The 21,019-nt window shown below is 55.7% G+C and carries 23 protein-coding genes and 1 pseudogene; 10 read left to right on the top strand and 14 right to left on the bottom strand.

Annotation, left to right across the window (positions count from 1 at the left end):
* Positions 1–346, top strand: a pseudogene (locus IEY52_RS11880) (ATP-dependent zinc metalloprotease FtsH); the annotation flags it as partial.
* 147 nt (positions 347–493) lie between these two features.
* Here the strand turns inward: IEY52_RS11880 and IEY52_RS11885 are convergent.
* From IEY52_RS11885 to IEY52_RS11900, 4 genes are all read right to left on the bottom strand, one after another.
* Positions 494–724, bottom strand: coding sequence for an acyl carrier protein (locus IEY52_RS11885; RefSeq protein ID WP_189002915.1), 231 nt, complete (start codon positions 722–724; stop codon positions 494–496).
* Positions 725–844: 120 nt separating this feature from the next.
* Positions 845–1,579, bottom strand: a complete 735-nt coding sequence (gene fabG / locus IEY52_RS11890; protein ID WP_189002916.1) for a 3-oxoacyl-[acyl-carrier-protein] reductase — start codon at positions 1,577–1,579, stop codon at positions 845–847.
* The gene (gene fabD / locus IEY52_RS11895) at positions 1,576–2,493 is read right to left on the bottom strand and encodes an ACP S-malonyltransferase (RefSeq protein WP_189002917.1); all 918 of its coding nucleotides are present in this window, start codon (positions 2,491–2,493) and stop codon (positions 1,576–1,578) included. Before fabD ends, fabG begins: the two co-directional genes overlap by 4 nt.
* Complete coding sequence (locus IEY52_RS11900) at positions 2,490–3,467, bottom strand: beta-ketoacyl-ACP synthase III (protein ID WP_189002918.1); 978 nt, start codon at positions 3,465–3,467, stop codon at positions 2,490–2,492. Before IEY52_RS11900 ends, fabD begins: the two co-directional genes overlap by 4 nt.
* Before the next feature lie 161 nt (positions 3,468–3,628).
* On the opposite strand from IEY52_RS11900, the gene IEY52_RS11905 reads away from it, so the two are divergent.
* The gene (locus IEY52_RS11905) at positions 3,629–5,167 is read left to right on the top strand and encodes an Ig-like domain-containing protein (protein ID WP_189002919.1); all 1,539 of its coding nucleotides are present in this window, start codon (positions 3,629–3,631) and stop codon (positions 5,165–5,167) included.
* A gap of 59 nt (positions 5,168–5,226) precedes the next feature.
* On the opposite strand, the gene IEY52_RS11910 is transcribed toward IEY52_RS11905, so the two are convergent.
* The 6 genes from IEY52_RS11910 to IEY52_RS11935 all read right to left on the bottom strand — a co-directional run bounded on the left by IEY52_RS11910 (position 5,227) and on the right by IEY52_RS11935 (position 8,542).
* Positions 5,227–5,850, bottom strand: coding sequence for an MOSC domain-containing protein (locus tag IEY52_RS11910; protein WP_229684757.1), 624 nt, complete (start codon positions 5,848–5,850; stop codon positions 5,227–5,229).
* Positions 5,851–5,943: 93 nt separating this feature from the next.
* Complete coding sequence (gene rpmF, locus IEY52_RS11915; RefSeq protein ID WP_189002921.1) at positions 5,944–6,126, bottom strand: 50S ribosomal protein L32; 183 nt, start codon at positions 6,124–6,126, stop codon at positions 5,944–5,946.
* Positions 6,127–6,226: 100 nt separating this feature from the next.
* Positions 6,227–6,592, bottom strand: coding sequence for a hypothetical protein (locus IEY52_RS11920; protein WP_189002922.1), 366 nt, complete (start codon positions 6,590–6,592; stop codon positions 6,227–6,229).
* A gap of 18 nt (positions 6,593–6,610) precedes the next feature.
* On the bottom strand, positions 6,611–7,495 hold the full coding sequence (locus IEY52_RS11925; RefSeq protein ID WP_189002923.1) for a hypothetical protein: 885 nt from the start codon (positions 7,493–7,495) through the stop codon (positions 6,611–6,613).
* Complete coding sequence (moaC, locus tag IEY52_RS11930) at positions 7,492–7,962, bottom strand: cyclic pyranopterin monophosphate synthase MoaC (RefSeq protein ID WP_189002924.1); 471 nt, start codon at positions 7,960–7,962, stop codon at positions 7,492–7,494. Before moaC ends, IEY52_RS11925 begins: the two co-directional genes overlap by 4 nt.
* Positions 7,955–8,542 (bottom strand): YceD family protein, encoded by a 588-nt coding sequence (locus tag IEY52_RS11935; RefSeq protein ID WP_189002925.1) that lies wholly within the window; start codon positions 8,540–8,542, stop codon positions 7,955–7,957. Before IEY52_RS11935 ends, moaC begins: the two co-directional genes overlap by 8 nt.
* A gap of 157 nt (positions 8,543–8,699) precedes the next feature.
* On the opposite strand from IEY52_RS11935, the gene rocF reads away from it, so the two are divergent.
* The 4 genes from rocF to glnA all read left to right on the top strand — a co-directional run bounded on the left by rocF (position 8,700) and on the right by glnA (position 12,970).
* Complete coding sequence (rocF, locus tag IEY52_RS11940) at positions 8,700–9,584, top strand: arginase (RefSeq protein ID WP_189002926.1); 885 nt, start codon at positions 8,700–8,702, stop codon at positions 9,582–9,584.
* Positions 9,585–9,774: 190 nt separating this feature from the next.
* Positions 9,775–10,296: a hypothetical protein gene (locus IEY52_RS11945; protein ID WP_189002927.1), complete on the top strand. Its 522-nt coding sequence runs from the start codon at positions 9,775–9,777 to the stop codon at positions 10,294–10,296.
* Between the two features lie 91 nt (positions 10,297–10,387).
* Complete coding sequence (locus IEY52_RS11950; RefSeq protein WP_189002928.1) at positions 10,388–11,308, top strand: hypothetical protein; 921 nt, start codon at positions 10,388–10,390, stop codon at positions 11,306–11,308.
* 276 nt (positions 11,309–11,584) lie between these two features.
* Positions 11,585–12,970: a type I glutamate--ammonia ligase gene (glnA, locus tag IEY52_RS11955; protein WP_229684758.1), complete on the top strand. Its 1,386-nt coding sequence runs from the start codon at positions 11,585–11,587 to the stop codon at positions 12,968–12,970.
* Here glnA and IEY52_RS11960 read toward each other — a convergent pair.
* Positions 12,958–13,398 (bottom strand): DUF3052 domain-containing protein, encoded by a 441-nt coding sequence (locus IEY52_RS11960; protein WP_229684759.1) that lies wholly within the window; start codon positions 13,396–13,398, stop codon positions 12,958–12,960. The two genes, glnA and IEY52_RS11960, sit on opposite strands and share 13 nt — an antisense overlap.
* 62 nt (positions 13,399–13,460) lie before the next feature.
* On the bottom strand, positions 13,461–13,850 hold the full coding sequence (locus IEY52_RS11965; RefSeq protein WP_146884374.1) for a helix-turn-helix domain-containing protein: 390 nt from the start codon (positions 13,848–13,850) through the stop codon (positions 13,461–13,463).
* Positions 13,851–14,043: 193 nt separating this feature from the next.
* Between IEY52_RS11965 and IEY52_RS11970 the strand changes: the two genes are divergently transcribed.
* Positions 14,044–14,355, top strand: a complete 312-nt coding sequence (locus tag IEY52_RS11970) for a hypothetical protein (protein WP_229684760.1) — start codon at positions 14,044–14,046, stop codon at positions 14,353–14,355.
* 163 nt (positions 14,356–14,518) lie between these two features.
* On the opposite strand, the gene IEY52_RS11975 is transcribed toward IEY52_RS11970, so the two are convergent.
* The gene (locus IEY52_RS11975) at positions 14,519–16,021 is read right to left on the bottom strand and encodes a carboxypeptidase M32 (RefSeq protein ID WP_189002931.1); all 1,503 of its coding nucleotides are present in this window, start codon (positions 16,019–16,021) and stop codon (positions 14,519–14,521) included.
* Between the two features lie 408 nt (positions 16,022–16,429).
* Here IEY52_RS11975 and IEY52_RS11980 point away from each other — a divergent pair, with 408 nt between their 5' ends.
* Positions 16,430–18,568, top strand: a complete 2,139-nt coding sequence (locus tag IEY52_RS11980) for a glycoside hydrolase family 3 C-terminal domain-containing protein (protein WP_189002932.1) — start codon at positions 16,430–16,432, stop codon at positions 18,566–18,568.
* A gap of 283 nt (positions 18,569–18,851) precedes the next feature.
* A complete protein-coding gene (locus tag IEY52_RS11985; RefSeq protein ID WP_229684761.1) occupies positions 18,852–19,385 on the top strand; it encodes a fasciclin domain-containing protein in 534 nt (177 codons plus the stop codon).
* 56 nt (positions 19,386–19,441) lie between these two features.
* On the opposite strand, the gene IEY52_RS11990 is transcribed toward IEY52_RS11985, so the two are convergent.
* On the bottom strand, positions 19,442–20,182 hold the full coding sequence (locus IEY52_RS11990) for an SDR family NAD(P)-dependent oxidoreductase (protein WP_189002933.1): 741 nt from the start codon (positions 20,180–20,182) through the stop codon (positions 19,442–19,444).
* A 97-nt stretch (positions 20,183–20,279) separates the two neighbouring features.
* On the opposite strand from IEY52_RS11990, the gene IEY52_RS11995 reads away from it, so the two are divergent.
* Positions 20,280–21,011 (top strand): hypothetical protein, encoded by a 732-nt coding sequence (locus IEY52_RS11995; protein WP_189002934.1) that lies wholly within the window; start codon positions 20,280–20,282, stop codon positions 21,009–21,011.
* The last annotated feature ends 8 nt before the right edge of the window (positions 21,012–21,019 follow it).

Here is a 21,019-nt window from a genome sequence, read left to right on the forward strand (position 1 = left end):
GACCGAATGGGGGATGAGCCCCTTGCTCGGCAAGATTGCCCACCAGGTGGAGAACGAAACCTACCTCGGCGCTTACCAGGACCAGCGCAATTACAGCCAGGAAACCGCTGAAATGATCGACAACGAGATCAAGCGGATCATTGACACACAGTACACCAAAGTGAAGGTCATTCTGGAGGAGTACAAACCAGTGATCCATACAGTGGTGGAAACCCTGATGGTCCGGGAAACCCTCTCGGGTGAAGAGTTCCGCATCCTCCTCAAAGGTGGTTTGCTGCCTGACCCTGAAGATTCAGATGCGCCCCCTCCGCAGGCCCCAAACCTGAACAAACCTGCAACCAGTTGACCTCTTCCCTGCTTCACCCCCCTGCTTCTTGCAAGCTCGAACCTGTCCCCCCTGAGTTTCAGGGGGGACTTTGCGTTGGCATGGCACACAAAAAATCCTCCCCGATGCGGGGAGGAAAGGGCACAGCCCGAGGTGGGGCTGAAGGTCTTACTTGTTGCCTTCGATGAAGCTCACTGCGTCTTGCACAGTGCGGATCTTTTCGGCATCTTCATCGGCGATGGTCACGCCGAATTTGTCTTCCAGGCCCATGATCAGCTCAACGGTTTCCAGGGAGTCAGCGCCCAGGTCATCCACAAAGCTGGCTTCCAGAACCACTTTGTCTGCATCCACACCGAGTTTATCCACGATCACTTCTTTGACTTGTTCGAACACGCTCATGTTTTCCTCCGTATTTCTTGGCGTAGTTTACACCAAAAGATCTGATTTGCGTTAGACCTCATCAAACTTCAGGGGTCTGACAGGTGAGATTCCAGACCGTCCAGCAAGACGGTTGTGGGCTCAGTGGGAATACATCCCGCCGTTGATTTCCACAATCTGGCCGTTGATGTAACCGGCGTCTTCTGAAGCCAGGAAAGCCACCAGTTTGGCCACCTCTTCGGGCTTGCCAAAGCGGCCTGCGGGGATCTGTTTGAGGTAGTCCTGCTGGACATTTTCGGGCAGTTTGGCGGTCATGTCAGATTCGATGAAACCGGGGGCCACAGCATTCACGGTGATGCCACGGCCACCGTATTCTTTGGCCACGGCTTTGGTGAGGCCCACCACTCCGGCTTTGGAAGCCACATAGTTGGCCTGTCCGGGGTTGCCCATCAGACCCACCACACTGGACAGGTTGATGATGCGGCCATGGCGGGCTTTCATCATGCGTTTGATGGCAGCGCGGGTGGTGTAGAAGGCGGCGCTGAGGTTGGTCTGGATCACATCCTCCCAGTCCTGGTCTTTCATGCGAATCAGGAGGCCGTCACGGGTGATGCCAGCGTTGTTGACCAGCACATCCAGACCGCCCATGGCGTCTGCCACGGTGTCCACCAGTTTGATGGCGGCTTCTCTGTCCGAGAGGTCGGCCTGAAAGGTCTGGGCTTCTCCTCCACCATTGCGGATTGCTTCTGCAACGGCTTCTGCAGCCGCCTGGGATCCTGAGTAGTGGACCGCGACTTTGAAACCTTTGTGGGCCAGTTCCAGGGCAATGGCCTTTCCCAGACCCCGGCTGGAGCCGGTGACGAGTGCAACTTTCATTGATGTGCCTCCAGGTACTTCTGAATGTCTTCGGGGGTGTGAATGTTGAAGCTTCTGGCTTCAGGAAGGATGCGTTTGAGCAGGCCGGTCAGCACAGTTCCGCTGCCAAATTCCACAAATTCAGTGACCCCAAGGTCACGCAACTTGTAGATGCTTTCCACAAAACGCACACTGCCCGTCACCTGTGCAGAGAGCAGGGCGGCCACTTCCGCAGGATTTTGCACTTCCTGGGCTGTAAAGTTGGCAATCACCGGGAACTGCAACGGCTGGTAAGAGATGTTCTGGAGGTCTGTTTCCAGCTTCTCTCTGGCAGATTGCATCAGGCTGCAATGGAACGGGGCAGAAACCTTCAGGGGGATCACCTTGAAGCCCTTGCCTTTCAGTTCGGCACTGGCGGCCTGCACAGCGCTGGCCTCTCCAGAAATCACCGTCTGGGTGGGTGCATTGAAGTTGGCCACTTCCACCACACCGGGGGTGTTTTTGCACACTTCGCTGATGGTGGCGATGTCTTCTCCCATCACTGCTGCCATGGCTCCAAGGCCCACTGGAACGGCTTCCTGCATGTAGGTTCCGCGTTTGTGCACCAGCTGGATGGCATCCTTGAGGTCCAGGGTGCCTGCAGCCACATGGGCAGAAAATTCGCCCAGGGAGTGACCCACAGCATAAGCGGGTTTCAGTCCGGTGGCTTCCTGCCAGGCCCGGTAAGCGGCAATGGAAGCGGTCACCAGTGCAGGCTGCTGGTTTGCCGTGAGGGTGAGGTCTTCCAGCGGGCCTTCAGCCATCACGTTGGTGATGCCAGGAAGGGCCTGATCTGCCACTTCAAAAACCTGTGCAGAAACGTTGTAAGCATCCCGAACAGCGGTTCCCATGCCCACAGCATGGCTGTTCTGTCCGGGGAACAGGGCAGCAATCATTGTTTTCCTCCCCAGGTGAGCACGCAAGAAGCCCAGGACAATCCTGCACCAAAGGCCACAAACAGCAGGTGGTCTCCGTCTTGCACCCGTCCTTCGTCCAGTGCGCGTTGCAAAGCCAGCGGAACACTGGCGGCACTGTTGTTGCCGTAATCCTGCACCGTGACCACCACACGTTCAGGGGGCAGTTTCAGGCGTTCCCGTGCCGAATCAATGATCCGGGCATTGGCCTGGTGGGGCACGAACAGGCTGATGTTTTCAGGCTTCAGGCCCGCTTTTTCGATGGCTTCCAGGCTGGCACTGTCCATCACCCGCACGGCGAATTTGAAGACTTCACGGCCATTCATGTACAGCTTGCGGGTCATTCTGGCTCCGCTGGGCAGGCAATCCGCGAAGGCCTTCATGTGCAGGTGGTCTGCACCCATGCCGTCTGATCCCAGCACGAAGCTCTTGAAGCCATAACCCTCTTTGACCCCTTCGATGATGGCGGCACCCGCTCCATCTCCGAACAGCACAGCAGTGGCCCGGTCATCCCAGTTGATCACCCGGGACAGGGTTTCTGCACCAATGGCCAGCACTTTTTTGCTGGTGCCCGAGGCCACATAAGCCTGGGCTGCAGAAATGGCATAAAGCCAGCCTGGACAGGCAGCCAGCAGGTCAAAAGCACCAGCTTTGAGGCCAAAGTGGGCCTGCACCAGTGAGGCGGTGGCGGGAAACATGGCATCCGGGGTGGCCGTGGCCACAATCACCAGATCCACACCATCCAGAACATGATCTCCGTACCGGGCCTTCAGGTTTTCCACGGCGCGGATCGCCAGGGTGGAGCAGAATTCCCCCTCTTCTGCAAAGTGTCTTTTCTGGATGCCTGTGCGGGACTGGATCCATTCGTCGCTGGTGTCCAGCCGCTGTTCCAGGTCAGCGTTGGTGACCACCTTTGTGGGGACGTAGGTGCCAAGTGCGGTAATGCCTGCGTTCATGATGAGAGCACACTATCATAAACTGACCAGCCGGTCAATTTATCTGCAAACATTTCTGCACCCTGTGATGCTTGAGTCACACAAGGAAATTCGATTGATCTATACTGTAGAACGAGCCACAATTTCTTGACACTTTCTTCAGGCGATATGGAGGAGAAACCATGAAGCACCGGTTTTTACTGAGCGCAGGACTTGTCTTGGGTCTGGTTTCCTGTCAGATGAGCGGAACCCCAACGGACAAGACGCTGCCCACCGTCACCCTGGCCGCCAACAAAACCACCCTCAACATCGGAGAAAACCTGGAGCTCACCGCCACCGCCACCGACAACAAAGGGGTGGCCAGGGTGGAATTCTACAAAGGTGCAGTCAAAGTCGGCGAAGACACCACCAGCCCTTACACCTACACCGAAAAAACCACAGTGGATGGCAATTTCACGTACACAGCCAGAGCCATTGACACCTCCAACAACAGCAAAACCAGTGATCCTCCCACAGCCATCACGGTCAATCCAACGCCACCCAGTTCCAGTGGTTCTGGCTCAGGTGCCATGGCCGTGCTGGAAAAAGACGGAGAAACTTTTGCATTTGTGCCTTCCGCAACAGGCATCATCAAAATTCCGCTGGCCAAAGATGGCGTGATCAAGACCGGAGTGGCTGCCTCGGTGGTGCGTCCACAGGGCATCAGCAAGACAGACACCTTCAGTGTGGATGCCTGCACGGCAGACTGGGAACACTTCAAGGTGGCCTGCGTGAGCTACCTCTCCCCCAATGTCTATGTGATGGATGTGGCCACTGGAGTGGTGGACACCATTGCCACCGGATTGACCGAGCAGGTGTCCTACAGCGGCGGGAACTGCTACATCTGTGGCATCCTCTATGATCCCAGAGACGATGTGTTCCTGATTTCCACCAAGCCGGGTTATGGCATGCTGGACCATCTGGTGACCAAAACCATCAAAACCAACATCCTGGCAGATGTGGCCGAAAACTTCGGATACAACCCCATCACCAACCAGATCTTCTCCCCTCAATACCTCACCCAGAGTTCCATTGATCTGGTGGATGTGGCCACCAAAAAAGCCTACAAACTGGATGGCACCCTGGTCCCAGATCTGGATGAGCCAGACCATGGCGCAGTGGATTACAACACCAACATCGGCATCACCGCCAACGAGTACGACCTGTTCGCCCACCTTGTGGACCTGAACGATGTGCAGCTGAACCAACCCGCAGCAGGGCAGTTCAAGACCAAAACCTTCACCAAATCCCTGGCCCACAACCAGCAATGCAACTGGCCCCTCACTGACATCAGTGTGGATTCCATCATCCATGTGGCTTTCTTCAGCGCAGAGTTCTGCAGTGGTTCTGCCCGAGATGCCATGGGCTTTGTGAAAATGCCCACCTCCAAAACAGCACCCCTGGAATTTGGAGATTATGCCTTCAGCAGCATTCCCAATCCAGCCGAAGGAGTGACCTGGCTCAATCCCGGTGATCCTCACGGCATTGCCAACTTCACCCTGGCCGCAGGCAGCAAACACTACGGTCTGCTGATGAACGACAGCAAAACCTACCTGGCCGTGGTGGACCTGGAAAAACTGATGGATGCCCCCAGAGACCCCAACGACATCCATCTGGTCAAGGCAGATTATGACCTGAAAGCCAATCAGGTGATCTTCTTCTTCCATGTGGCCATGCCCTGAGGATCAAGCCCAACCAAAAAGAACCGCCCAAATGGGCGGTTCTTTTTGGTCATGCAGCTTTACTGGCGTTTTCCCAGTTCTTTCTGCCAGGCCTCTGACAGGGCAGGTTCCTGCAAGAGCCGTTCAATGCCTGCAAGATCCTGGCGGTCAACATGCATCACCCGATTGGCTTCAGCAATGGTGATCTGGCCTTTTTCCAGCAAAGTGATGGGCTCACCTGCCTGCACCAGACCTTCTTCCAGCACCCTAAAATAGAACCCTGTGAACCCACTCCCGGTGACCTGCACCGCCAGATCCCTGATGCCATGCCGCATGGCCAGTTTAAAGCAGGGCTGTCTGGGCTGGGTCACCTGTACCCTGACCCCTCCAATCTGGTACACATCTCCAATGCACACCACTGACTCCAGAAGGCCTTGTGTGGTGAAATTCTCCCCAAATGCAGGTACAGGAAGTTCCCGATCCAGGCGGGCATTCCAGAATGGGTAATGCTCTGAGGCATACACGCAGATGGCCTTGTCTGGACCCCCATGGTACCGTCTGTCGACCTGCTGGTCGCCCACCAGTCCAGTGAAGGTGAGTTGAAGTTTTTCAGGGGTGGAATGTTTGACGATGGCGCTCTGGACCAGTCCCGACTGGTAAGGATGCTCCTGGGCCTGTCCTATGCTGAGGGTCTGCAGAATCATAGGGACCATTATGCCCGCACCCCACAGCCTGCACATCAGCAAAAAAATCATCCCCAGGCATTTTCACCTGGGGACTATTCCGTAGAGGTCAACTTAGACGCTCAGGACTTGTTTGCCGTCGTAGTAACCGCACTCGTTGCACACGTGGTGCTGGAGTTTCTTGGAGTGGCAGTTGGGGCACTCGACCAGGTTGGGGACCACCAGAGCGTGGTGGCTGCGGCGCATGTCGCGTTTGGATTTAGAAGTTTTCTTCTTGGGTACGGGGTGTTTAGCCATGAGCGTTTCTCCTTGAGACTAGAGCCTTAAAAGGCAGCAAATGAAAGTATAGCAAAAAAATTTTGAAGTGTGTGAGATTGATGGGTCTGAAGCAGGCACCTCACTTCAGGCGAGGCCCTCTGCCCTTCACACCAGCAAACTTGCGTTTTTTGTCTGCCTTCTTGAATTTTTTGCTGTCTGTGGTCGCACCTTTGCGGGCAGCAGCAGGGGCGGGGGTCATCTCGATCATGAACCAGCGCAGGAAGGGAATGTACACAAGGAGCATCACCAGGGTCTGGCCCCAGAAGGTGTTCATGTAAGGGACCTTCAGGGCGGCCAGGAACACCACAATCAGGTTGATGACCATGGCAAACAGAAAAGCCTTGACCAGCAGGCGGATGATCTTGTCCCGATTGATGCCCGGACGGGGGTCTTTGGTGTTGAGCCAGTTCCAGAAAGCCAGTGGTGCGCCCAGAATTTTATCCATTCAGTTCCCTCTTCAAGTTCATTGTACTGTCCTGGACTGTTCAAGTCTTTCCACAAAAGCCCGGATCTGTCCGTGGTCCACCAGTTCGGGGGTGTCCTGCAGGGTCAGCACCAGTGAAGGCTTGCGGGTCTTTTTCACCAGGTCCTTGATGAATTTCTGGTGGGCTTCTGATCGCTCAGGAACCAGGAAAACCACGCCCTGAATGAAGCCCTTGCCATCGAGCAGACTCAAAGCTCCAGCCAGTTCCTGTTCGATGTCGGTGCTGACCTTCACATCGATTCTGGAGGCACGGTCCAGCGCTTCAGAGCGGTCCAGATCACTGGAAAGCAGGGGAAGCAGACCGTATTCTTTCAGGGCTTCCAGCGCAGGAGCCACATGGATGTCCTGCTGCAGCAGGTAACGGGGGGCAATGACAGCCACCGTGCGGTAACCTGCAACTTCTGTCACCAGTTCTTTGCGTTTGCTTTTCAACAGGGGTTTGTGGCGTTCCCAGGCCATGCGTGCCCGCTGGGGGTTGCTGGTCAGTTGCGTGCCCAGGGTCAGGGCAGAGCGCTGGATGTCCTCTTCACCATAAGTGAGCACCTGTTCGGGTCTGGGGAGGCTCAGGCGGTAATTGGCCACCAGAGGAAATTCAGTGAGCCAGGGGTTGGCATCAATTTTGTCTCCGATGACCTCTGCGGGTCTGGGAACAATGACTGTGGCACCCTGCATGTGAAAGTCAATCAGGCGACCCACTGCATACTGAACGTGACGGGGTTCGGTGGGCAGGCTTTCCCGGCCCAGGTCCAGCGCTTCCTGCTCGGAGTTGCGGGCAGAAACCAGTTCAAAATCCAGTTCCCTGAAAAAGGCATTCCAGAAGGCCAGGCTGTCTTTTTGGAAGGTGTCTAACAGTGCTGCTTTCACGGTTGCTCCTCTGCGTGATAATCGCCGCTCTTGCCGCCGGTTTTGGACAGCAGGCGGATGTTCTGGATCTCGATGCCTTTGCTGGCGGCTTTCAGCATGTCGTAGACCGTGAGGGCAGCCACACTGACAGCAGTCAGGGCTTCCATTTCCACGCCCGTCTGGCCTTCGGTTTTCACGGTGGCAATCACCCTGAGTCCCTGGGCATGCGGTTCAATCTCCACGCCCGCTTTTTTGATGGGGAGGGGATGGCACAACGGAATCAGATCGCTGGTTTTCTTGGCCCCCATGATGCCAGCAAGCTGGGCGACCATGAGTGGGTCGCCCTTGGGGTTGTTCTGCAAAGCCAGCCTTGCAGGTTCTGGCAGCATGATGATGGCTTCAGCCTGTGCGGTGCGCGTGGTGCTGGGCTTGTCTGCCACATCCACCATGCGGGGGGCACCCTCTTCAAAGTGGGTCAGTTCACTCATCAGGGAGGTCCAGGTTTTTCAGGGCACCGAAAGGGTTTGCGCTGTCTTTTTCCTGGGCCACACGGGGGCAATTGTCGAAGGGGCAGGTCTGGCCACTGTCCGGGTTGAGGTCAATGCCGCAGATGGGGCACAGTCCCTTGCAGTTCTCGTCGTGGAGCACCACATAAGGCAGATTGATCAGCAGGTTTTCCACAAAAATGTCCCCGAGGTTGAAGATGGGATCACCGAACTTGATGACTTCCTCTCCGGCCTCACCTTCATCCAGGTAGGGGATTTCCACTTTGGGGCTGTATTCCATCAGGATGCCCAGTTGGGTGGTCACAGGCACGGGAGTGGGCCTGAGGCAGCGGGCACATTCCTGAAAGAGGGTGGCTTCCACGGTGCCAGAGAGCCAGAATCGGTCTTCTCCAACATTGCTGGCGGTTACTTTGTATCGCCCGTCTTGCACATTCAGGATGGCTTCTTCGCCGCCCTGTTCATATTTCAACAGATCGAAGGTTCCGGAGTCGGTAACCTCTTCTCCAGGGATGTTGAGGATGCGTGACAGGCGAATGGCGGGATTAGCGCTATTCACAGACATCATATAAGTGTATGCGCTCGGGACCACCCGGGTCAAATCAGCAGTTTTTTAAGTGAATATGCATTTGAATATTCACTTTTAGGGGCTTTTGAGGACTTTTGAAAAATATTGTTTCAGTCGTTATGAATACCCGATTTGTCGTGTTAGACTCGTATGCATGGAAGTGGCCATTCTCGGAATCCCAATGGACCTCGGCGCTGGACGCCGGGGCGTAGACATGGGGGCCAGTGCCCTCAGAAATGCCCGCATCAAGCAACACCTGCAAGACCTCGGGCACTCGGTGACCGACCTGGGCAACATCCCGGTGGAAATTGCCGACACCTTCAATGTGCTGGAACAATCCGGCATGGTCTTTCTGGACCCCATCTACGATGCCTGCAAACGCACCTATGACGTGCTGCTGGACCTCCCCGAGAACGTCTTCCCCATCTGCATGGGTGGAGACCACTCGGTCAGCATGGGCACGGTGGCAGGTTGCGCCAGAGGGGAACGCACCGGACTGATCTGGGTGGATGCCCACACCGACTTCAACACCCCGGAGACCAGCCCCACCGGCAACATCCACGGCATGCCTGTGGCCCATCTGTGCGGCATCGGGCATGAAAAACTGCTCTCCATTGCAGGAGCATGGCAGATCCGTCCCGAAGACATCGTGATGATCGGAATCCGCAGCGTGGACAGCGAAGAACGCCGCCTGATCAAAGAGCACGGCATCACCGTTTACACCATGCGCGAAGTGGACATGAAAGGCATCTCCAGAATTGCCGAGGAGACCCTGAAAAAACTGGGGCACCTGAAGCGCATTCACGTGTCTTTCGATGCAGACGGACTGGATCCCACCCTGGCCCCTGGCGTGGGCACCCCTGTGGAAGGCGGTCTGACCTACCGTGAAGCCCACCTTTTGATGGAACTCTTTGCAGACAGCGGCAAAATCACCAGCATGGACATCGTGGAAGTCAATCCCATTCTGGACGAGAAAAACCGCACCGCACAGGTGATGGTGGAGATGGCAGGAAGCTTGCTGGGGAAACGCATCCTCTGACTTTCTGTGACCTGATGTGGCTTGATGTGTTGTGATCAGGGCCTCTCGCAAGAGAGGTCTTTTTGCTGCACAATGACAGGCAGAAACTTTTGAATGCAGGCAACGTATCTGACTGTGAGGTCCAAAAACCTCTTTGTGGCCCAAAACCTTCTGGGAAATTTCGCATCTTGCTGTTCTGAAAGGAAATCCAATGAAAAAAAACTTCTTTGCTGGTCTTTTATCTCTTGCTCTGGTCGCATGCAGCACAGCTTCCACTCCAGAAAATGCAGTCTCAAACTTTCTGAATCACCTGCAAAAAGGAGAATTTGCCGCCGCCAATCAGATGGTGGAATCTGGTGGCATTGAGTTTAAAGATGTGAAAGACAGCCACATTTTTGAAAAAATGGAATACACCATCCTGTCAAAAGAGGTGCAACAGGACCGGGCCAGCGTGGTGGTCAAAATCAAGAGCATTGCCCTCGCAGATGTGATGATGAACAGCATGGACGGCATGATGGACAGCATGTCTGACATGGACATCAACATGGACGACCCTGCAGAAGGCATGAAAGAGGCCCTGGAACAAACCCGGAAAGGGGTTTCTCAGGGCATTCAGAAGGCAGCCAGCACCGAAGGAAGAGAAGACACCCTGCAGGTTGAACTGGTGAACAAAGGGGGCTGGAAGATCCGTGCAGACAACGCCCCTCTGGCCCTGAAGCTGGTGGGCCTGTGAGGGTCCATCAGGACAACCCCTTGCTGGACTGAAGGAATTAATCCGACCATTTCACTTGACTTTATAGAGGGGTGACTTTAAGCTCAAAATCATGTTGAAACGCCTGCTTGCCCTGACCACCCTGATCCTGGGTTCTGCTTCTGCAGCCAACCTGGACCTTGCCACCAACCTGGATTTGATGCGCGGCCACCTGTTCGCCAGCGTCTCCAATTACAATGCCGGAAGCCTGCAATGGGGCAAAAAACATGCCGGTCACTCTCTGGAAGAACTCTGGAGCAAAATCCAGCCTGCAGTCTCTGCAGACCTGGTCAAGCCTTTTGAAGATGCCTTGCATGCCATCATGCATGCCCCTGGCATGGAACCCCCTGCCGATTATGAGCAGACCGTCGAGAAATTCCTGGATGGGGCCTGGGACAAAGCCTATGATGCTGCCCTTGCCGGTGCAGACACCAACTTCTACATTGCCCTGACCAGCAACCTGGTCACCAGTTCCAAAGGGGATTACGCTGCAGGCATGGAGGGGGGCAACCAGAGCAACCCTGGCGAGTATCAGGATGCCGTGGGCTTCCTCAACCGTGCTGTGGTGGAAGCTGCCAAAATCTCCCATGACGCCATGGAAAGTGTGGAAAAACTGCAGATCGCCCAGCTGCAACAGATCAGCAGCGATGCCTACAGCAAACTGGCCGATGAAGTGGTTGCCAGCTTCCAGGCGGTGCACAGCGATCCCAACGCCGAGAACCTGCGTCTGCTGGGTCTGGGCCTGAGCGCCACCAACGACGAATACATTGGCGAAGGTGAAATTGGCGAGGGTCTGGAATCCCTGGAAGGTGCCCAGAAGCGCTGGGAGCTGCTGAAAACCACTGTAGAAGCAAAAGATGCCAAACTGGCCGCCAGCTTCACCAGCCACCTTGCTGACCTCAAAGCAGCCATCGAGAAAGACGATTCTGTCACCTTCAAAACTGTGCTGGCTCTGGCCCAGGATGAATTTGCCCAGATCAGCAAGCTGTTCTGAAGCCTCCGGCAACAGCAAAGCTGCAAGTCCAGCCAGAAGGTCCCCATCAAGGGACCTTCTGTTCTTTTGCACCTGCTTCACCAGAAGAGCCCGATGCGTCATTTTCAGCACATCATGCAGATTTTTTTGTACAAAATGCACATTCAGATCAATTTCTTGACTCAATATGAAAAAATTTCTTATACTTGTGCAAGAAATTTCTGACATGATGCAAGAGTCAGGTGGGAAGGTGGAGGTCAAACCGTGTTCAAAAATCCGCAAGAGCTGTTGAAACACATGCATGACGAACACGTGGACTTTCTGGATGTGCGTTTCGTGGATGTGCCAGGCAGAGAGCAGCACTTCACCCTTCCCACCCGTCACCTGACCCCCGAACTTTTGCAGGCAGGCATTGCCTTTGATGGTTCTTCCATCAAGGGTTTCAGGGGCATCGACAAATCTGACATGCTGCTCATTCCAGAACCCCACACCGCCTGCCTGGATCCTTTTGCAAAGCACAAAACCCTGATGGTCACCTGTCATGTGGTGGAACCCGAAACCGGGAAACCCTACCTCAGGGACCCCCGCAACATTGCCAGACGGGCACAGGAACACCTGATCTCCACGGGCATTGCAGACACTGCTTACTTTGGTCCAGAAGTAGAATTCTTTGTGCTGGACAGTGTGGGTTACGCCGTTTCTCCCCATGCCAGCTTCTTTGAAGTGAATGCCACCGAATCCTGGTGGACCACAGGCACACAGGGAAATGGTTACAACCTGCCCAGAAAGGGCGGTTATGCTCCTCTGCCCCCGGCAGACCGTTACTCCGATTTGCGCAGCGACATGGTCAAGCATCTGGAGTCCATTGGGATTCCCATTGAGCTGCACCACCATGAAGTGGCCAGCGCAGGCCAGATGGAAATTGACATGCGTTTTGCTCCTTTGCTGGATGCTGCAGAACACGTATTGAAGTACAAGTATGTGGTGAAAAACACGGCTTTTCAGGCAGGCAAGACCGCCACCTTCATGCCCAAACCTTTTTATGGAGACAACGGCTCAGGCATGCACTGCCACCAGTCCCTCTGGAAAGACGGACAGCCCCTGTTTTACGACCCGGAAGGGTACGCCGAACTTTCAGATCTGGCCATGAGCTACGCTGCAGGATTGCTGTACCACGGTCCTGCCCTGACCGCCCTCACCAACCCCAGCGTGAACAGTTACCGCCGTCTGGTGCCCGGTTACGAGGCCCCAGTCAATCTGGTGATCAGTGCGGGCAACCGCTCTGCAGTGGTGCGCATCCCTGCCTTCTACAAAGGTCCCCAGCATGCCAGAGACAAACGCATCGAGTTCAGGGCACCGGATCCCAGTGCCAACCCCTATCTGGCCTTCAGTGCCATTTTGCTGGCAGGTTTAGACGGCATCCGGCAGGGCATGAAGCCCCCACCGCCCATGGACAAGAACGTGTACTCGCTGTCTGCCCGTGAATCCAGGCGCATCAAGACCCTGCCCAGAACCCTCGATGAGGCCCTGGACGAACTGGAATCCGACCATGAATTCCTGCTGGCTGGAGATGTCTTCTCCCGGGATTTCCTGGAGAACTGGATCGATCTCAAAAGGGAAGAATCCGAAGCCTTCCGGCTGCAGACCACCCCCAAAGAGTTTGAGATGTACTACAACATCTGAACCGCGCGTGCCCTGCTGGCTTTTGGAATCACCAGTTTCAGACCAGACCACACCTCACTGACGGCACAGACTTTCACATCCACCAGATCCAGCGAGAGGGCCAGATCCCGGATGGTGTCCTCGGTGACATCGGTGGGCACCTGGGAGGCTTTTTTGGGCCAGGACACCCAGATCATGCCTGCAGGATTCAGGAGGGTGCGCAGTTCAGGAAGCTTTTCTTGCAGGATCTGCTTCCGGGTCACATACAGGTGAATGAAGTCCAGAGGTGATGTGCCCTCAGACCCTGCTGTGATTTCTGTGATCTCTGTGATTTCTTGAAGGTCTGGAAGCCAGTCCAGGTGGCCATCCGGTGCATCCAGCCACATGGCTTTCATGTGGGGCTTCAAACCCAGTTTCTGGGTGAGGGTCCTGCCAGAGTATCCCGCCATTTTCATCTCCAGAGAACAAAGAAAAACTGCGCCACTTTCGTGACGCAGCAGGCGTGCAGAACTCACTCCAGAATGCGTTTGAGGTGCAGGTAGATTTCGTACCAGTCCTGCTTGTCTCTGGGGCGCTTGCCACGCAGTTCAATGCGGCTCAGGGTGCGCACCCAGTCGGGGGTCAGTTGACCGCCCAGCACGGGGTCTGCCACCAGATCGGCAAGGCCTTTGGGAAGTGCACCATCAGTATTCAGACCGTAGAATTCTACGGATTCCAGCAGGTCATGCACCGTGATGTCATACGCGGTGGCAAGGGTTTGCAAGGTATCCAGGCTTGGATTGGTTCTCCCGCGCTCCAGGTCGGAGAGGTACGGGACGCTGATGCCAGCAATGGCAGCCACGTCTTTGAGCCTCAAATTCCGTTCTGCGCGGAGTTCACGTAAGCGTTCGCTCAGTTTCATGTGATCCTCCTCTATCAGACTCCCGGGCGTCTTCTCGTTCTGCTTTGAACTTAAAAATCGCTCCTATCCGTAGGATAGCAGAGGTACCGACTACGGTCAATACAGAATGGAAATTTTCAGTTCTTGAAACAGCCTATGTATTATGCTACAATCATAACCAAGAACAGGTTTTTATGCGAAAGGAGCAGTTTTGATGCGCGTACTGGACACCATTGCTGACAGCTTAAAGAAAGGCCAGGTCCATCCGACCACCGTCATGAACACCCTGATTGAAGCCGACAATCAAGGTGGGAAAAATGCCCTGCGGGACCTCGAAGAACACCTTCTGCGCAGTGCCAGAGCTTTAAAAGACCGCCAGCATCCCCATTTTGAACTGGCCCACGCCTGGTTGCACGCCACCCGCATGTACCTGATCAATTATTACGTGCTGGAAACAGAAACCCCTGCCACTGCTCCTGTTCGCAAGCGTACCCTCTTTCCATTGCCCCGCCGTCTGGTGATCTGAGCTTTAAAGCACACTCCAAAACACACTCCGGGTCCCATTTGAACCTGATTTAACAAAAAACATAATCAAAGAAAGGCGCTTCTGGAGCGCCTTTCTTCTTGTTTACCTGGCAAAATCCTTCAAATGTAAGGATTTTGCCACAAAAACTTAAACTGTTGCTTTCTCAGATCCCGTACACATCCCGGTACTTGGCATTCAGGTATTTCACGTAGTGGTCTGCATTCAGAGGTGCACCTGTGGCCTTCTGGATCAGTTCTCTGGGGCTGTACATCTTGCCATACTGGTGCACATTTTCCCTCATCCAGCCAATGATTTTGTGGGCTTCTCCCTGGGCAATCAGGGCGTCCATGTCGCCCAGATCCTGAGCAGCAGCATTCCACAGCTGACAGGCATACAGGTTCCCTAAAGAATAGGTGGGGAAATACCCGATCAGGCCAGAAGACCAGTGGATGTCCTGCAAAACCCCCAGAGCGTCGTTGGGAGGGGTGATCCCCAGGTAGTCCTGCATTTTCTGGTTCCAGGCTTCTGGCAGGTCCTTGATGGCCAGGGTGCCCTCAAACAGCTCCAGTTCCAGCTCAAAGCGCAGCATGATGTGAAAGTTGTAGGTGAGCTCATCGGCCTCCACCCGGATCAGGCTTTGTTGCACCCGGTTCACTGCACGGTACAGCTCTTCTGCACTCAAATCCGCAGCCACTTCAGGGGCGGCAGCACTGAAGTCTGCACCATAATGCTGCCAGAAAGCACGGGAACGGCAGATCATGTTCTCTACCATGCGGGACTGGCTTTCGTGGATGCCCAGGCTGGTGCCCCTGGCCAGGTTGGTGCGTTCCAGCTCAGGATTCACCCCATGCTCGTACAGGCCGTGTCCGGTTTCATGCCAGACCCCATACAGGGCCGTGGGCCAGTAGGTCTCGTCGTATCGGGTGGTGATGCGGATGTCGTCGATGGAAAAGTTGGTCTGGAAAGGATGGGTGGTGGTGTCCAGACGGGAAAACTCAGGAGACAGACCCAGGTCACGGGCCACTTTCAGGGCAAAATCCTTCTGCTTCTCTGCGGCCAGAGGGCGGTTCAGGATGCTGTAATCGGTGGCATCCCCTGCATCCAGGACAGCACGCAAGAGGGGAAGGGTCTGGTCCCGCAGGCTGGCGAAGACCGTCTTGATCTCGCTGACTTTGGCATCCTCCTCATAATCGTCCAGCACGGCATTGTAAGGATGATCCTCGTAGCCCACCAGTTCTGCCCCTTCCCGGGCCAGGTCCATCATTTCCTGCAGGTTGTCCTGAAACAGTGCAAAGTTGGATTCCTGGCGGGCTTTGATCCAGGCGTGGTGGGCACGGTTGCGGGCCAGACTGGCCTTTTCCACAAAATCCACAGGGATGCGGGTGCGCTTCTCGTGGTCCCTGCGGGCCACCCGGATCATGGCAGCGTCCATGGAATCTGCAGCTTGCTGTTCTTCAAACCCCTTCAGGTCTTCCAGCAACCCCCCCATTTTCTCACCCGTCATCAATTCATGGGAAATGCGGGCCAGGGTGGCCATTTGCTGGGCTCTGGCCTCTGCCCCTTTTGGCGGCATGTAGGTTTCCTGGTCCCAGCTCAAGAGGCCCATGGCCCCGCCCAGGTCTGAGATCTGACCAATCAGGTGTTTCAGTTCTTTCAGCTGTTCCATGGGCAAAACATACCATGTCTAGAGGAGGGGCTGGGTAGGTGAAACAGCTTATGGGCCGAGAGCCGAGAGCCGAGAGCCGAGAGCCGAGAGCCGAGAGCCGAGAGCCGAGAGCCGAGAGCCGAGAGCAACGTAGATTCTAAAATTGCTGGTGTCAACAGAACCGCAGGCCCAGACGTGCTGCCGAACCCATGTGCGGTCAATCGTACAGCCAAAGGGGCATCATGCTTCTCCCTGCTGGCAGGAATACTGCGCATCCATCCACATCGCCAGATCTGTTTTTGGCCCTCGGCCCTGGGCTCTCGGCCCTCGGCATCTTCTTCCTGACCTTTTTTTTCATTGAACCCCGTCCAAAATGATCTGCCTTTCAGGGCGAACGGTAAAATGAGGCATCCAAATCAAGGAGAAACCATGTCTGATGCCCCGTTGTACCTCAATCCTGACCTCGATCTGGGCCAGCGTTTGCAAGATCTGCTCAGCAGGATGACCGTTCGTGAAAAAATCTCCCAGCTGTGGCATGAAGCGCCCGGGATTCCCCGTCTGGGCATTGCGGCTTACAACTCCTGGAGCGAGGGGCTGCACGGGGTGGCCCGCAATGGCAGGGCCACGGTGTTTCCGCAGGCCATCGGGATGGCAGCCACCTGGAATGCGCAACTGGTGCAAAATGTGGCGGATGCCATCAGCACCGAAGCGCGGGCCAAATACCATGCGGCCCTGAAAAGAAATGGCAAGACCGACATCTACCAGGGCCTGAATTTGTGGTCTCCCAACATCAACATCTTCCGGGATCCTCGCTGGGGGCGGGGGCAGGAAACCTGGGGGGAAGATCCTTTCCTGACCGGAACCCTGGGCAGTGCTTTTGTCAGAGGGCTTCAGGGAGACCATCCCACCTACCTGAAAACCGCGGCATGTGCCAAACATTATGCGGTGCACTCTGGACCCGAAAAACTGCGTCACGGTTTTGATGCCCAGGTCAGCCTGAAAGACCTGCATGAAACCTACCTGCCTGCCTTCAAAAAGCTGGTCACAGAAGCAAACGTGGAGGCGGTGATGGGGGCTTACAACCGGGTCAATGGCGATCCTGCCTGTGCCCACCCGTATTTGATTGGGAAGGTGCTGCGAGAAGACTGGGGCTTTCAGGGGCATGTGGTTTCGGATTGCTGGGCCATTTCGGATTTTGATGGTCCCCACGGCTGCACCCCCAATCCCACCGAGAGTGCCGCAAAGGCCCTGAAGGCAGGCTGTGACCTGGAGTGCGGTTGCCGTTACTCCCATTTGCTGGAAGCCCATGAGCAGGGCCTGATCACCGAAGCAGACCTGGACCTTGCCCTCACCCGGGTGTACGCCACACGGTTCAAACTGGGCATGTTCGATCCACCTGAACGGGTGCCTTATGCCAGCATTTCCACGGATGTGGTGGCCTGCCAGGAACACGCTGCACTGGCCCATCGGGCCGCGGTGGAATCGGTGGTGCTGCTGAAGAACAAAAACAACATCCTGCCCCTCAGGGACGACCTCAAGAGCCTCTTTGTGCTGGGTCCCACCGCCACCAGCGTGGAGGTGCTCCTGGGCAACTATTACGGCATGAACACCGGCCTCACCACCCTGCTGGAAGGACTGATGGGGCGCATTCCTGAAGGGGTGCGTACAGAGTACCGCATTGCCACCCATGTGCTGCATGAATCCCAGTCGCACACCAGCTGGATTTTCCAGTCGGCGGCCCAGAACGATGTGGTGATTGCCTGCATGGGCATCACGCCCCACATGGAAGGGGAAGAAGGGGAATCCATCGATTCTGCAGAGAACGGGGACCGCACCCGCATTGAACTCCCGGAGGTGCAACTTGATGCCCTGCGCAAACTGTCCGAAGCCGGAGCAAAAACCGTGCTGGTCCTGACCGGAGGTTCTGCTGTGGCCCTGGAGGAGGTGGCCGATCTGGTGGAGGCCATTGTGTTCGTGTGGTATCCGGGTCAGGAGGGGGGTCGTGCTGTGGCCGATGTGCTTTTTGGCGATCAATCCCCCAGTGGAAAGTTGCCCGTCACTTTTCCCAGAAGCACTGCAGACCTGCCCGACTTCGAGGATTACCGCATGACCGGACGCACCTACCGTTACAGCACCATCGAACCCCTCTTTCCTTTCGGGTATGGCCTGACTTACGGACAGGTCCAGCTTTCTGATTTGCAGGCTCCTGCCACCCTTTCTGCAGACCATGACCTTCACCTGAGCCTGCAGGTGCACAACCCCGGCCCACGCGACCTCTCCGAGGTGGTGCAGGTTTACGTGCAGCATCCTGAGGTTGCCACTCCGGTCCCCTTGCAGCAACTGGTGGCTTTTCAGAAAGTCTCTGTGCCCGCAGGAGCCACCCAGCAGGTTCAGTTTGCTGTGCCTTCCAGTGCCCTGCAGCTCATCAATGCCCAGGGCGAAGGGGTGTGGTCAGAGGGGCCTGTGGAAATCACAGTGGGCACCTGTTCTCCTGGTCAGCGTGGGCTGGATCTGGGGGCGGCAGTTCCCCTTGCTGTTCAGGTGGCTGCTCCTCCAGTCACAGGTTGAGCAGTCACAGGTTGAGCAGTCACAGGTTGATTTGTTTCAACACACCTGATTTGTTCTCCAGCACCCTGTCTCTGCAAAAGGCAGGGTGCCAATGTTTTCTGGGATCACTTTCTTTTGGTTTGCCAGATCACCAAATTTCAAGAACAGCGAGGCCAAATACACTCAATTCTGACCACAGTCTTTAAGGTGAAACCGTGGAAACAGCAAGACCCGCACAGGGCGTCTATACCCTGGTGCACAGGGTTTTCTTTGTTTCCAGACTTCACTCAAAGAGGGTTCACCCATGCACAAATGGATTCTGGGACTCACCGTTTTTGGCGCTCTGGCACTCGGATCTGGGGCGTCTGGCACTTCTGCTGGTCTCCTGACTGCACAGGCCAGTCGGCCTTGCATTGCTGATCTGGTGGACAGCATGGACCAGTTCAGCACCCTGAAAACCGCACTCAACGCAGCGGGTTTGCTGGATGTCTTCAAAGACAAATCTGCCCGTTACACCGTCTTTGCCCCCACCAATGACGCTTTTGCCAAAGTGCCCAAAGAAACCCTGGACACCTTGCTGGGCAACAAGGAATGGCTCAGCAAAGTCCTGACCTACCATGTGGTCAAAGGCACGGTCAATTCTGCCAGTGTGGTGCGTCAGCAAAACGGTCTCCTGACCCTGCAAGGCGAAAAAATCCAGGTGATGGCTGGCGATGGTGTCATGCTGAACGATGCCAAACTGCTGCAAGCCGATGTGCGTGCCTGCAATGGAGTGGTGCATGTGATCGATTCGGTGCTGCTGCCCCAGGAGGTTTTAGACGCTCTGGGCGCTCAATAAAGTTTGAAGTTGTTCAGAACAGGGGCCAGATGGGTCCCTGTTCTTTTTGGTCTCTCTTAGACCGGACGCCCTGCCATCATGAACGATGCGGTCATGCCTCCATCCACAGGCAAAATCACCCCGGTCACAAAAGAAGCTGCCCGTGAAGCCAGAAAATGCACCACAGAGGCCACTTCTTCGGGTTGACCCAGCCGCCTGAGGGCATGCAGGTCTTCCCAGTCCTGGCGGGTCTGCTCGGGATCTGTGCTGCTGGCAATGGCGCCCAGCACAGCTTCGGTGGCGATGGCTCCGGGGGCGACGGCATTGACCCGGATGCCTCCTGGCGCAAAATCCAGGGCCATGCTGCGGGTCAGGTTGACCAGGGCACCTTTGGAGGTGTTGTAAGCCGCATTGTTCTGTTCTGCAAACAGGCCCTGCACACTGGCCACGTTCACAATGCTGCTTCCTGCACGCATGCGGGGCAACAGCCGCTGGACCAGACGCACCGGAGCAATGGCATTGACCTCCATCACTTTTCTGAAGGCCGCCACATCTGTTTCTGCAGCACTGCCAGGAGCACTGATGGCTGCATTGTTGACCAGCACATCCAGGTTTTCCCCTACCTTCTGCTCCAGGGTTTCCAGCAGGGCATCGTCCAGCAAATCCCCCAGAACAGCGGTGGCTTCCAGGGATGCTGCCACCTGTTCCAGTTCAGGCAACACATCCACAAGAATGACTTTTTCTCCATCCTGTACAAATCTTCTGGCAATGGCCAGGCCTATGCCTCTGGCCGCTCCGGTGACCACAATGGTTCGCATTTCTTTAAACTAGCAGACCCTGCATGCCAGACCGTCACATTCCCACCTGACCACCATCACCGACAGCCTCACAAAAACCCCCTAAACTGAGAAAGAAATGAAAAATCATTTGCATCCCTTAACACATTATGGACACAACATCAAAATGGGCGTTCGTGTTTTGCAATGGCTGCTGGTGGGACTGGGTGTGCTGCTGGTGCTGCAGGTCCACCAGGACCCTGTGCAACTTCTTGGTGTGCTGTGTGCAGTGGTGCTGCTGCTGCTGATTGCAGAAACCTCGCGCCGCTGGACGGCCTCCAGTGAAATGTATGTGCTGAGGATGTCTTCGGCCCTGCACCTGCAAAAACTCAGCCTGAGTCTGCGCTGGGGCCTGATCAGCCTGCTGGTGTTGCAAACCTGCTGGTGGCTGCTGAATGCCTTGCACCTCACAGACCAGCTGGCCTGGGGGGCTTTCTTTGGGTTGCCTCTTCCCCAGGGATGGAACATGCTGCAACAGGTGGGGGGGCTGCTGGCCCTGCTGTTGTGGGTGGCCCTGGAACGCTGGACCCACGCCCTGCAAACCCGCCTGCAAGGCCAGGACAACATCCAAACCCTGCAAAAAGCTTATGGTGCTGTCAACCTGCTGGTGTTGCTGCTGCAAGGACAGCACCTGCTGCAACTGCTGCTGTTGCCTTTCAATGCAGTTCCCACCCACTGGATGGGATACGCCCAGTTGACCCTGCATGGCCTGCATGCCATCTTGCTGATCTGTTTTCTGGGCTGGGTGCGGGGTTACCTGCAACACCTGACCGCCCTGAACACCCTGCGGACCAGACAACTGGCGGCCTGAACCTCAGG

This window comes from Deinococcus roseus (genome assembly GCF_014646895.1).
GTDB lineage: Bacteria > Deinococcota > Deinococci > Deinococcales > Deinococcaceae > Deinococcus_C > Deinococcus_C roseus.